This window comes from Pseudomonas sp. GM80, assembly GCF_000282515.1.
Taxonomy (GTDB): Bacteria; Pseudomonadota; Gammaproteobacteria; order Pseudomonadales; family Pseudomonadaceae; genus Aquipseudomonas.
Genome location: NZ_AKJD01000252.1, coordinates 60,483 through 72,103, shown reverse-complemented (window position 1 = coordinate 72,103; position 11,621 = coordinate 60,483). Strand labels below are relative to the sequence as shown.

General features: G+C 60.7%; 11 protein-coding genes. 5 read left to right on the top strand and 6 right to left on the bottom strand.

Annotation, left to right across the window (positions count from 1 at the left end; all coding sequences use genetic code 11):
* Positions 1–91: 91 nt before the first annotated feature.
* Entirely contained in the window at positions 92–583 is a 492-nt protein-coding gene (locus tag PMI37_RS29210) for a MarR family winged helix-turn-helix transcriptional regulator (RefSeq protein ID WP_008088256.1), read from the bottom strand.
* A gap of 45 nt (positions 584–628) precedes the next feature.
* On the bottom strand, positions 629–1,585 hold the full coding sequence (locus PMI37_RS29205) for a LysR family transcriptional regulator (protein ID WP_008088254.1): 957 nt from the start codon (positions 1,583–1,585) through the stop codon (positions 629–631).
* Between the two features lie 111 nt (positions 1,586–1,696).
* On the opposite strand from PMI37_RS29205, the gene PMI37_RS29200 reads away from it, so the two are divergent.
* Entirely contained in the window at positions 1,697–2,446 is a 750-nt protein-coding gene (locus PMI37_RS29200; RefSeq protein ID WP_177323345.1) for a sulfite exporter TauE/SafE family protein, read from the top strand.
* Here the strand turns inward: PMI37_RS29200 and PMI37_RS29195 are convergent.
* Complete coding sequence (locus PMI37_RS29195; protein ID WP_026000633.1) at positions 2,436–3,290, bottom strand: LysR substrate-binding domain-containing protein; 855 nt, start codon at positions 3,288–3,290, stop codon at positions 2,436–2,438. The genes PMI37_RS29200 and PMI37_RS29195 overlap by 11 nt on opposite strands.
* 96 nt (positions 3,291–3,386) lie before the next feature.
* Here PMI37_RS29195 and PMI37_RS29190 point away from each other — a divergent pair, with 96 nt between their 5' ends.
* Positions 3,387–3,608 carry a DUF1127 domain-containing protein gene (locus PMI37_RS29190; RefSeq protein WP_008088246.1) on the top strand — a complete coding sequence of 74 codons (222 nt, stop codon included), beginning with the start codon at positions 3,387–3,389 and terminating at the stop codon, positions 3,606–3,608.
* Between the two features lie 64 nt (positions 3,609–3,672).
* A complete protein-coding gene (locus tag PMI37_RS29185) occupies positions 3,673–4,899 on the top strand; it encodes a winged helix-turn-helix domain-containing protein (protein WP_008088244.1) in 1,227 nt (408 codons plus the stop codon).
* A 457-nt stretch (positions 4,900–5,356) separates the two neighbouring features.
* Here PMI37_RS29185 and PMI37_RS29180 read toward each other — a convergent pair whose 3' ends face one another.
* Positions 5,357–6,703 carry a class II 3-deoxy-7-phosphoheptulonate synthase gene (locus PMI37_RS29180; RefSeq protein ID WP_007964815.1) on the bottom strand — a complete coding sequence of 449 codons (1,347 nt, stop codon included), beginning with the start codon at positions 6,701–6,703 and terminating at the stop codon, positions 5,357–5,359.
* Between the two features lie 150 nt (positions 6,704–6,853).
* Here PMI37_RS29180 and PMI37_RS29175 point away from each other — a divergent pair, with 150 nt between their 5' ends.
* Entirely contained in the window at positions 6,854–7,609 is a 756-nt protein-coding gene (locus tag PMI37_RS29175; RefSeq protein WP_008088242.1) for a spermidine synthase, read from the top strand.
* Between the two features lie 132 nt (positions 7,610–7,741).
* Here PMI37_RS29175 and PMI37_RS29170 read toward each other — a convergent pair whose 3' ends face one another.
* On the bottom strand, positions 7,742–8,533 hold the full coding sequence (locus tag PMI37_RS29170; RefSeq protein WP_008088240.1) for a crotonase/enoyl-CoA hydratase family protein: 792 nt from the start codon (positions 8,531–8,533) through the stop codon (positions 7,742–7,744).
* A gap of 423 nt (positions 8,534–8,956) precedes the next feature.
* On the opposite strand from PMI37_RS29170, the gene PMI37_RS29165 reads away from it, so the two are divergent.
* Positions 8,957–10,630, top strand: a complete 1,674-nt coding sequence (locus PMI37_RS29165; RefSeq protein WP_008088238.1) for a DEAD/DEAH box helicase — start codon at positions 8,957–8,959, stop codon at positions 10,628–10,630.
* Positions 10,631–10,788: 158 nt separating this feature from the next.
* On the opposite strand, the gene PMI37_RS29160 is transcribed toward PMI37_RS29165, so the two are convergent.
* A complete protein-coding gene (locus tag PMI37_RS29160) occupies positions 10,789–11,556 on the bottom strand; it encodes a DODA-type extradiol aromatic ring-opening family dioxygenase (protein ID WP_008088237.1) in 768 nt (255 codons plus the stop codon).
* Positions 11,557–11,621 lie beyond the last annotated feature (65 nt).

The window sequence follows — 11,621 nt, the reverse complement described above, 5'->3', positions numbered from 1 at the left end:
AGCTGCGGCACGCTGCGATCTCTTGATCTTGAAAAAGCCCAGGTCAAAAGATCGCAGCGTGCCGCAGCTCCTACAGGGGGGAGAGGTAGATTCAGGTAAGGCTGTTTTGCAGGTGGCTGCGCAGTGCCTGGAGTTCTGCTTGCAGGTTTTGCAGGCGCTCGATGGAGAAACCGCTGGCGCCGAGGATGCAAGGGGGAACCGTGCGCGCCCGATCTTTTAGCGCTCGGCCCTGTTCGGTCAATTCGACGATGACTACCCGCTCATCCTCTCGGCTGCGCGTACGGCTGAGCAGGCCTTCGCCCTCTAGCCGTTTCAGCAGCGGCGTCAGCGAACCCGGATCAGTCAGCAGCTTTGCGCTGATTTCTCCGACCGTCAAACCGTCCTTTTCCCACAGCACCATCATCGCCAGGTACTGCGGATACGTCAGGCCCAGCGCCTGCAACAGCGGCTTGTAGACCTTGGTCATCATCAGCGAAGTGGAGTGCAGGGCGAAGCACGCCTGATTGTTCAGCAGCAGTTCTTCGCAGACGTCGGGGGTGTTGCGGTCGGAAGTCATATCAAAGCCTTGATCGGTAATGGTCATGAATCTAGCGCCCGAATGTTTAATGCGCCAGATAATTCGCCAGCGCTAATGACGACCCAGGTCCCGCTGCAGCGCCAGATCCCAAGGGGGCACCGGGCTGAACCGCGTCTTCAGATACTCCAACAACAAGCGACTGCGGGAGTTGGTTTGCTGCTCCATACGCAGTGCGTAGATACCCGTGGATTCCGCCCTCGGCAGGCCACTTTCGCAAAACAGCGGCAGCAACTCGCCGCGCAGCAGGTATTCGCTGGCCAGCCAAGTGGGTAAATGGGCGATGCCCAACCCGGCCAATGCGCCACATACCAGCGCCTCGGCATTGTTGGCGCTCATGCGGATCCGCGCCGGACGGTGCAATTGCATCTGACCGTCCTGTTCGAATCGCCAGGCGAAGGGCGGGGCGAGTCCTTCCCAATCCAGGCCGTCATGTTCGCTCAACTGTGCGGGGTGCTTGGGGATACCGCGACGCTTGAGGTAGTCCGGGCTGGCGCAGGCAATGCGCACCATGCTCGCCAACGGCGTGGCCACCAGCCGCGTATCGGCCAGTTGCCCTGCGCGCAACACCAGATCAACCTTGCCCAGGTTCGAACCGCCCATGTCGACGAAGCTGTCGATCAGGTGCAATTGCACATCCAGCCCCGGATAGAGGACGAGGAAGTCGGCAATCACCGGCGCCAGATGTCGCCGCCCGAACGCGGCCGGGGCATCGATGCGGATCAAGCCTTCGGGGGCGCTGCTCAAGGACACCGCTTCAGCCCGGGCCAGTTGCAATTCGGCGACGATGCGCCGCGCCCGCTCGGCGAACGCCAGACCGGCCGGCGTGGCGAGTACGGCGTGGGTGCTGCGAATGAACAACTGGCTGCCGACGGCATTTTCCAGGCTGTCGATACGCCGCGCGACCGCTGAGGGCGTCAGCGGATGACGGCGCGAGGCGGCGGAAAAACTGCCACTCTCCAACACGTCGAGAAACAGCCCGAGTTGGTCGGTCAATTGATTGGGATTCATGTTCGGCCCGGTGCTTGTGCGAAATCGGCATAGCCATTGTGCGTTGCTGTGCGTTTCCCCGCCAGCGGCGACTGCGTAGGATGAGTTGCCTGACGTTAGAGGAATTGGGCTGTGATGGAGTTTTTGTTGTACCTGCTGTTTGGCGCCGCACTCGGCACCTTGGGTGGCATTTTTGGCATCGGCGGCGGTTTGATCGCGATTCCGTTGCTGGGCGTGTGGTTCGGCCTCGATCAACAGATCGCTCAAGGCACGGCGCTGGTCATGGTGGTGCCCAACGTAATGCTGGCGCTGTGGCGCTATCACCAGCGCAATCGCATCGAACTGCGCCACGCGCTGCCACTGGCGCTGATGGGCTTTTGTTTTGCCTGGATAGGTTCGATCTGGGCGGTCGGCATCGATGCGCAAACCATGCGTATCGGTTTCGTTGCGTTCCTTGTGGTGTTGTCGGCTTACAACCTGTTGAAGATGTTCGGCAAGCAACCCGCTACGACTTCCGAAATGCGCTATTCGTGGCCGTGGCTGGGTGTGCTCGGCGCGGCGTCCGGGACCATGGGCGGATTGTTTGGTGTCGGCGGGGCGGTGGTGGCGACGCCAGTGCTGACCAGCCTGTTCGGCACCACACAAGTCGTCGCGCAGGGTTTGTCGCTGGCGCTGGCACTGCCAAGTACCGGCGTGACCCTGGTGACCTACGCAGTGCATCACGAGGTGGACTGGATGATCGGTTTGCCGCTGGCCATTGGCGGGCTGGCCAGCATCAGTTGGGGCGTGAAAGTCGCCCACGCGATGCCGGAAAAACTCCTGCGCGGGTTGTTCTGCGGCTTTCTGGTGCTGTGTGCGGTGATGCTCGCGTTTAAAGTTTGAAGCCTTCGACGATGTGCTCGGCCAGGCACTCGGTGATCGGCGACGGGTTGTTCAGGTTGCGGATCAGCATGATGCTGGCCTCGGGCAACAGCGGCAGATCTTCGGCAGCACCGAGAATGCGCATGTCCGGGGTGATCAGGCTTTCCAGTTGCGCGGTGATCGCCAGACCCGCGCTGACCACGGCCATCAGCGCCGACAAACTGGTGCTGTTGTAGGCAATGCGGTAATCGCGGCCCATCGCGTCCAGTGCATTGCACGCCCACAAACGGCAGAAACAATCACTGTTGAACATCGCCAGCGGCAGCGGCGTTTGTTCATGGGCGCTGAAATTTTGCGCCTCGGCCCAGACGAAACGCTCCTTGCGCAGCAGTTGGCCGATCTCGTTGCCCGGTTCGCGGGTAACGATCGACAGATCCAGATCGGTGCGCTGCAACAGTTGTTTGGTCGACTCGCAATGCACTTCGATCTGGATCAACGGATAGAACTGGGCGAATCGCGACAGAATCCCCGGCAGAAAACGCATCACATAATCGTCCGGTGTACCAATGCGCACCGTGCCGACCATGTGCGGTTCGCGCAGAGTGTTGAACACCTCGCTGTGCAGCTTGAGGATGCGCCGCGCGTAACCGAGCAGCACCTGGCCTTCGGCAGTCAGGCGTACCTGTCGGCCGTCGCGCTCGAACAATTGGCGCTGCAACACGTCCTCTTCCAGACGCTTCATCTGCATGCTCACCGCCGATTGCGTGCGGTTGACCATTTCACCGGCGCGGGTAAAACCGCCCTGATCGGCAATCGCGACAAAGGTGCGCAACACATCGGTATCGATACTGGGGTAGGCCGACAATTGATGAATCTCCGTGATGCATGCCATCAGAAACATTCGTTGGATTGATCTTAGCGCTGGCGCGAGACTTGAGCCATCCACATGGAGGGCAACACGATGAAAGGTCAAAGAGAGTATGTAAGCGAAGACAAATTTGACGGCCACGGCCATATCGTTTCCGACCTGCTGCACAAGTTTAGCCGCTGGTATGAATTGCACCGTGAACGTGAGTTGCTCGCCAGTCTGAGCGACGAAGCGTTGAAAGACATCGGGGTCAGTCGTGCCGACGTCGAACACGAGTCTGTGCGGCCGTTCTGGGATGATCCGATGCATAAATGATGACGCCAGTGCTACACAAAACACTTTCAGGTGAGGTAGGTTGCGAGCAGACAAGGAGATGCTCATGCCCGCGACACTGGCCTTTTCCCTCAAACAGGCGCGACGTCTGGCGCTGGCCGCCCAAGGGTTCAACGGGCGCCAGCCGCCGACCGTCAAGGCCGCTCACCTCAACCGGCTGATCGAACGGCTGGGCTTGCTGCAAATTGATTCCGTCAACGCCGTGGTGCGCTCGCACTATCTGCCGCTGTTTTCACGTCTCGGTAACTATCCTTCTGACTTGCTCGACCAGGCTGCCTGGAGTTCGGGGCGTCGTCGTTCGTTGTTCGAATATTGGGGGCATGAGGCGTCGTTGTTGCCGCTGTCGATGTATCCGTTGATGGGCTGGCGCATGCAACGCGCCAGGCGCGGCGAAGATATTTATCAGCAACTGGCCAAGTTTGGTCGCGAGCAGCAAGACGTTGTACGTCGCGTGTTGAGTTCGGTGCAAGAGCAGGGCGCGATCGGCGCCGGCAGTCTGTCGACCCGCGAAGACAAGGCCGGGCCATGGTGGGACTGGAGCGCGGAAAAGCACGCGCTGGAGTGGTTGTTTGCTGCCGGTGAAGTGACGGTGGCGGGGCGGCGTGGGTTTGAGCGTTTGTATGATTTGCCGGAGCGAGTGATTCCTTCGTCCATTCTGCAGCAAGCGTTGCCCGATGAGGCTGAGGCGCAGCGTGGTTTGCTGTTGCATGCAGCACAGGCGTTGGGCGTGGGTACGGAGAAAGACCTGCGCGATTACTTTCGTTTGAATCCGGCGGATGCGCGTCCGCGACTGGCTGAGCTGGTCGAGGCGGGGCAACTGCAAATATGCGAAGTGGCCGGTTGGCGGCAGATCGCCTATTGCCTGCCGGAGCCGAAAGTCCCGCGCAAGGTGGTTGCCAGTGCGCTGCTGTCGCCCTTCGATTCGTTGATCTGGGAGCGCAGCCGCACCGAGCGGTTGTTCGATTTCCGCTATCGGCTGGAGATCTACACGCCGCAGGACAAGCGGGTTTACGGCTATTACGTGTTGCCGTTTTTGCACAATGAGCGGATTGCGGCGCGGGTTGATCTACGTGCCGAACGGGCGGCGGGGCGGTTGGCGGTGCATGCGGTGCACGAGGAGGAGCCGGGGCTGGATGAGGCGGGGATGTTGGCGCTGGCGGTGAATTTACGGCGGATGGCGGATTGGTTGGGGCTTGCGCGGGTACAGCTCAATTGTCAGCGCGAGAGTGCCGCACGATTACGAGTGGCATTCGCCCAAATCGGCTGTGACTGAACTGACGCCATCGCTGGCAAGCCAGGCTCCCACAGTGTTCTGCGTCGTACACAGATTTTGTGATCGGCGCGGTCACTGTGGGAGCCTGGCTTGCCAGCGATGAGGCCGGTTCAAACGACAAAGATATCGAACCCTAGCGGCGAACCTGTTGAATGAGGGGGGGGGGATGAGCGGGCGCCTTCGCGAGCAAGCTCAGCTCCTACGTTGACCGCGTCATTCATCAATTTTGTGCGCGACGCAGATCCTGTGGGAGCCTGGCTTGCCAGCGAAGAGGCCCGTTCAAGCGATAAAGATATCGAACTCTAGCGGCGAACCTGTTGAATGAGGGGGCGCCTTCGCGAGCAAGCTCAGCTCCTACATTGACCGCGTCATTCATCAATTTTGTGCGCGACGCAGATCCTGTGGGAGCCTGGCTTGCCAGCGAAGAGGCCGGTTCAAGCGATAAAGATATCGAACTCTAGCGGCGGACTTGCTTGAGGGTTTCAGCGATGAGGAACGCCAACTCCAGCGACTGATCGGCATTCATCCGTGGATCACAATGCGTGTGATAGCGATCCGACAAGCCGTCTTCGGTAATCGGCCGCGCACCACCGATGCACTCGGTGACGTTTTGGCCGGTCATCTCGATGTGAATCCCGCCGGCATAAGTGCCTTCAGCCTCATGCACCTGGAAGAACTGCTTCACCTCGCCAAGAATCTGCGCGAAGTCGCGAGTCTTGTAGCCGCTGCTGGCCTTGATGGTATTGCCGTGCATCGGGTCGGAACTCCACAGCACCTGCTTGCCTTCACGCTGCACCGCGCGGATCAGCGCCGGCAGGTGATCGCCGACCTTGTTCGCCCCCATCCGCGCGATCAAATTCAGGCGACCCGGATCGTTGTCCGGATTGAGCACGTCGATCAGGCGGATTAGATCATCGGGGTTCATGCTTGGGCCGACCTTCACGCCGATCGGGTTGTTCACCCCGCGCAGAAACTCGACATGCGCGCCGTCGAGCTGACGGGTGCGGTCGCCGATCCACAGCATGTGCGCCGAGCAATCGTAGTAATCGTTGGTCAGGCTGTCGCGGCGCACGAAGGCTTCTTCGTAGTTCAGCAGCAGCGCTTCGTGGGCGGTGAAGAAACTGGTTTCGCGCAGTTGCGGCGAGCTGTCCATGCCACAGGCACGCATGAACGCCAGGGTTTCATCGATACGATCAGCGAGGTGGCTGTACTTCTCGGCCAGCGCCGAGTTGGCGATGAAATCGAGGTTCCACTTGTGCACTTGGTGCAGGTCGGCAAAACCGCCTTGGGCAAAGGCGCGCAACAGGTTCAGCGTCGCGGTCGATTGATGATAGGACTGCAGCAGACGCTCCGGATCCGGCACGCGGCTTTTCTCGTCGAAACCGATGCCGTTGACGATGTCGCCGCGATAAGCCGGCAGCGTCACGCCATCGATGGTCTCGTCGTTGGCCGAACGCGGCTTGGCGAACTGACCGGCCATGCGCCCGACTTTGACCACCGGGCAACCGGCGGCGAAGGTCATGACGATCGCCATTTGCAGCAACACTTTAAAGGTGTCGCGAATCTTTGCAGCGGAGAACTCGGCGAAGCTTTCGGCGCAATCACCGCCCTGGAGCAAAAACGCACGGCCCTGAGTTACTTCGGCAAACTGTCGACGCAGCTCGCGCGCCTCGCCGGCAAACACCAGTGGCGGATAACTGGCCAGGGTTTGCTCGACCTGGCGCAGGTGCGCGGCGTCGGGGTATTGGGGTTGTTGCTGGATCGGCAGGGCGCGCCAGCTGTCAGGGCTCCACGGTTGGCTCATCACGGTCTCTAAGGTTCTTCGCACGGACCGCCATGTTAGCAGCAATTAGTGCGTGACCTGTTCCCGCCCCATCGCCGACAATCGCGGTTTTGCCACGGTGCCACAGCGGTGCCATCGCGTCACCGCGCCCGGTGACCATCAGGAGACGAAATGACTGAGGAGCGCGTCGAGCATCTGCTCGCCGAAGTACAGGACGAGTTCGGCGTGATTCGCGTGCTGGAAGTGGCTGATTACCGCTTTCTCGAATTCGGTGATGCGATCGAGCAGAGCTGCGTGTTCACCGCTGACCCGAGCTGGCTGGAGTACGACTACACCCGCGCGATGTTGATCGGTGCGTTGTGCCATGAGCTGCCCGAGAGTGCGCTGTTCCTCGGGCTGGGCGCGGGCACTTTGACCCAGGCCTGCCTCAAGTTTCTGCCGCTGGAAGATGTCGAGGCCATCGAGTTGCGCCCGGACGTGCCGCGTCTGGCGATCGAATACCTTGGGCTGGATGATGATCCTCGCCTGTACATCCGTGTCGGCGATGCGCTGGAGTTGTTACCGACTGCCGAGCCTGCGGATCTGATTTTCGTCGACCTCTACACTGACGTCGGCCCGGGTGTCGGGCATCTGGCCTGGGGGTTTCTCGGTGATTGCCAGAAGCGTTTGAATCCGGGGGGGTGGCTGGTGATCAATCAGTGGGCCACCGATGATGGCCAGCCGTTGGGGGCGGCGCTGCTGCGCGGGCTCTATCACCGGCATTACTGGGAACTGCCGGTGAAGGAGGGCAATGTGATTCTGCTGGTGCCGGCGGACCTGGACCAGGTGCTGGACATGCAGGCACTGACTGCGCGGGCTGAAGCCTTGGCGCCGCGGTTGGGGTATTCGTTGCAATCGTTGATCAACAGTATTCGCCCGGCGACCTGAGGCGTCAGAGCTGGCCCCATCGCTGGCAAGCCAGCTCCCACAGGGTTCGCGCCGTACGCAAAATGTGTGAACGACTCGGTCACTGTGGGAGCTGGCTTGCCAGCGATGGGGCCCAGACAGGCGCCATAATTCTCAGATCCCTTTGAATATTCCGGGGCGGCGTTCCACCAAAGACCGCACGCCCTCCTTGGCATCTTCACTGGCCAACAACTTCTTCACCAACGCCGGCAACCCTTGCGCCGCCGCCGTCTCACCTTCATACCGTGCCTGTCGCGCTGAAAGCAACGTCGCTTGCACCCCCAATGGCGCCTGCCGGGCAATCCGCTCGGCCAATTCAATCGCCCGAGGCAGCAAATCCTCACTGGCCATCACTTCCTGCACTAACCCCAAGCGCAACGCATCGTGCGCATCAAACTCATCCCCGGTCAGCAACCAGCGCATCGCGTTGCCCCAACCGGCGATCTGCTGGAAACGCAAAGTCGCGCCGCCAAAAGGAAAGATCCCACGCTGCACTTCCATCTGCGCGAAGCGGGTATTGCTCGCACAGAGATTGATGTCGGCGGCCAGCATCAGCTCGATACCGATGGTCAGGCAGTAGCCCTGTGCGGCGACAATCACCGGTTTGCTCACTCGAGGCCCAACGAAAACACCCCACGGGTCGCAGCCGCCGGTCGGAACCTGCCAGCCTTGCGCCAGCGCCGAGCTGGCACTCACCAGATCCAGACCGGCGGTGAAGTGCTCGCCATGGCCAAATACCACGGCCACCCGGGCCTCGTTATCGGCCTCGAACTCGCCATAGGCCAGGCTCAGTGCATTGAGCAGGTCGAGGTCGAAAGCATTGCGCTTGGCCGCCCGATCGAGGCCGATCAAGTGCACGTGACCACGACGTTCTCGGCTGACGCGGCCGGCGCAGGGCTGGTTCATGGTAAATCCTCGGGCGGGAAGGGCGGGTGCGGCGACGGAATGCCGCAGGTCGGTGAATCGTTTAAGCGTCATCGCCCGCAGGGCCGGGCCTTTGAAAAATAGACCTTGGCGCGATTATCCGCAAAACCCCGTTACACAGCGGTGACACACGCATTCAGACGATAAAAAAAGCTCCCTTTTCGGGCAAAATCCGGTATAGTGCGCGCCGGCCTTTAACCGGGCCGCGTTTAGGTAGCGCAATTTCCCGAAGTCAGCTTCGGCTGCACGTCCGCATTGCGGGCTCTTCCCGGACGATTCTTTTTTTTCATTCATTCGTTTTCGCAAATCCCCGCCGACAAAGCTGCCAGGGCGACTCTTGAGTCTCAACACGGCATGCGCAGCTTTGGAGCATGGGTCTTTGCGGATGCACTTAGAGGCAGACCCATGACCCAGGAAACCGGCGGATTCGCCGCTTTTAATCTTAACCCGAATATTCTTGCAGCCGTCGCAGCGACCGGCTACGAAGAGCCTTCGGCGATTCAGCAGCAATCGATCCCGATCATCATGGCCGGCCAGGACATGATTGGCCAGGCGCAAACCGGTACCGGTAAAACCGCCGCGTTCGCACTGCCTATTCTGCACCGCATCGATCCTGCCAAGCGCGAACCGCAAGCCCTGATCCTGGCGCCAACTCGTGAGTTGGCGCTGCAAGTAGCAACCGCTTTCGAAACCTACGCCAAGCAAATGCCGGGCGTTACCGTTGTGGCCGTTTACGGCGGCGCGCCGATGGGCCCACAACTGAAAGCAATCCGTAATGGCGCACAGATCGTTGTCGCCACTCCGGGCCGTCTGTGCGACCACCTGCGTCGTGACGAAAAAGTGCTGTCGACCGTGAACCACCTGGTTCTCGACGAAGCTGACGAAATGTTGAAGCTGGGCTTCATGGATGACCTGGAAGTCATCTTCAAGGCTCTGCCAGCGACCCGTCAGACCGTTTTGTTCTCGGCTACCCTGCCGCAGTCGATCCGCGCCATTGCCGAACGCCACCTGCGCGATCCGCAACACGTGAAGATCCAGACCAAGACCCAGACCGTTACCGCGATCGAACAGGCTCACCTGTTGGTTCACGCTGACCAGAAGACTTCGGCCGTTCTCAGCTTGCTGGAAGTGGAAGACTTCGACGCGCTGATCATGTTCGTGCGCACCAAGCAAGCGACCCTGGATCTGGCCAGCGCCCTCGACGCCAAAGGCTACAAAGCCGCGGCGCTGAACGGTGACATCGCCCAGAACCAGCGTGAGCGCGTCATCGACTCGCTGAAAGATGGCCGTCTGGACATCGTTGTGGCGACCGACGTTGCTGCTCGTGGCCTGGACGTTCCGCGCATCACTCACGTGTTCAACGTTGACATGCCGTACGACCCAGAGTCCTACGTTCACCGTATCGGCCGTACTGGCCGTGCCGGTCGCGAAGGTCGTGCACTGCTGCTGGTGACTCCACGTGAGCGCCGCATGCTGCAAGTGATCGAGCGTGTAACCGGTCAGAAAGTGGCTGAAGTTCGCCTGCCGGACGCTCAAGCCGTTCTCGATGCGCGCATCAAGAAACTGACCAACAGCCTGTCGCCGCTGGTTGCTGATGCCGAATCGACTCACGGTGAGCTGCTTGATCGTCTGACTGCAGACATCGGCTGCACTCCGCGTGCTCTGGCTGCTGCGCTGCTGCGCAAAGCCACCAACGGTCAAGCGCTGAACCTGGCGGCAATCGAGAAGGAACGCCCACTGGTGCCGAACAACGCACCGCGTGGCGACCGTCCTGAGCGCACCGGTGATCGTCCAGATCGTGGTGATCGCGAGCGTCGCGCGCCAATGCCTTTGGGCGAAGGCCGTGCTCGTTGCCGTACCGCGCTGGGTGCGCGTGACGGTATCGCCGCGAAAAACCTGCTGGGCGCCATCCTCAACGAAGGCGGTCTGGCCCGTGAAGCGATCGGTCGCATCCAGGTGCGTGACAGCTTCAGCCTCGTCGAGCTGCCGGAAGATGGTCTGGACAAACTCCTGACCAAACTGAAGGACACTCGCGTTGCTGGTAAGCAGTTGAAGCTGCGTCGCTACCGCGAAGATTGATCCGCCCTTGGGCTGATTGATCGCACATAAAAAATCCCCGACTGGTTCGGGGATTTTTTTTGCCTGTTTTTCAGGGTCAAAAGATCGCAGCCTTCGGCAGCTCCTACATGGGAATGCATTTACCTGTAGGAGCTGCCGAAGGCTGCGATCTTTTGCTTTTACCCGAAACGATAAATATCCATCCCCAGCGCGCCCATCGTGAACCCCCGATGCGCCACGCTGAATTCGCCACCCGCCCCCCGCGCAAAATACAACGGCAACAAATGCTCATCACTCGGATGACTGCGCACCGCGTTCGGCGCTTGCTGGCGGTAATCGTGCAGCGCCGCCTCATCGTTCGCCGTCAGCTTGTCGATCACCCAGTCGCGAAAATCCCGCGCCCACGGCTCAACGCTTTCCGGCCCGGCATGCCAGTCCAGTTCGCGCAGGTTGTGAGTAATGCTGCCAGAGCCGATCAGCAGAATGCCTTGCTCACGCAAGCCGGCCAGCGCACGACCAACGCGAGTCTGTAACGCCGGGCCGGCACGGCTTGGCAAGGAAACCTGAACCACCGGAATATCCGCCTGCGGGTACATCAGCGACAACGGCACCCACACGCCGTGATCGAACGGACGCTGCGGGTCGAGGCGGGCCGGCAGGTTGTTGGCCGCCAGCAGCTCGGCTACTTGCGCCGCCAGTTGCGAGTCGCCCGGCGCCGGGTACTGCACTTCAAACAATGCGCGGGGAAAGCCCCCGAAGTCGTGCCAGGTGTCCGGCTGTGGGTTGCTGCTGACCAGCAATTCGTGGCTCTCCCAGTGGGCGGAGACGATCACGATGGCTTTCGGTTTCGGCAGTTCGGCCGCCAGTCGCGCCAAGGCCGGGCCACTGGCGCCCGGTTCCAGTGCGAGCATCGGTGAGCCGTGGGAGATAAACAGGCTGGGAAACATAAGAGGGTTCCTGAGCGTTAAGATGACCCATCTTCAGTCAGATCATTGATCTAAATCTAATATAA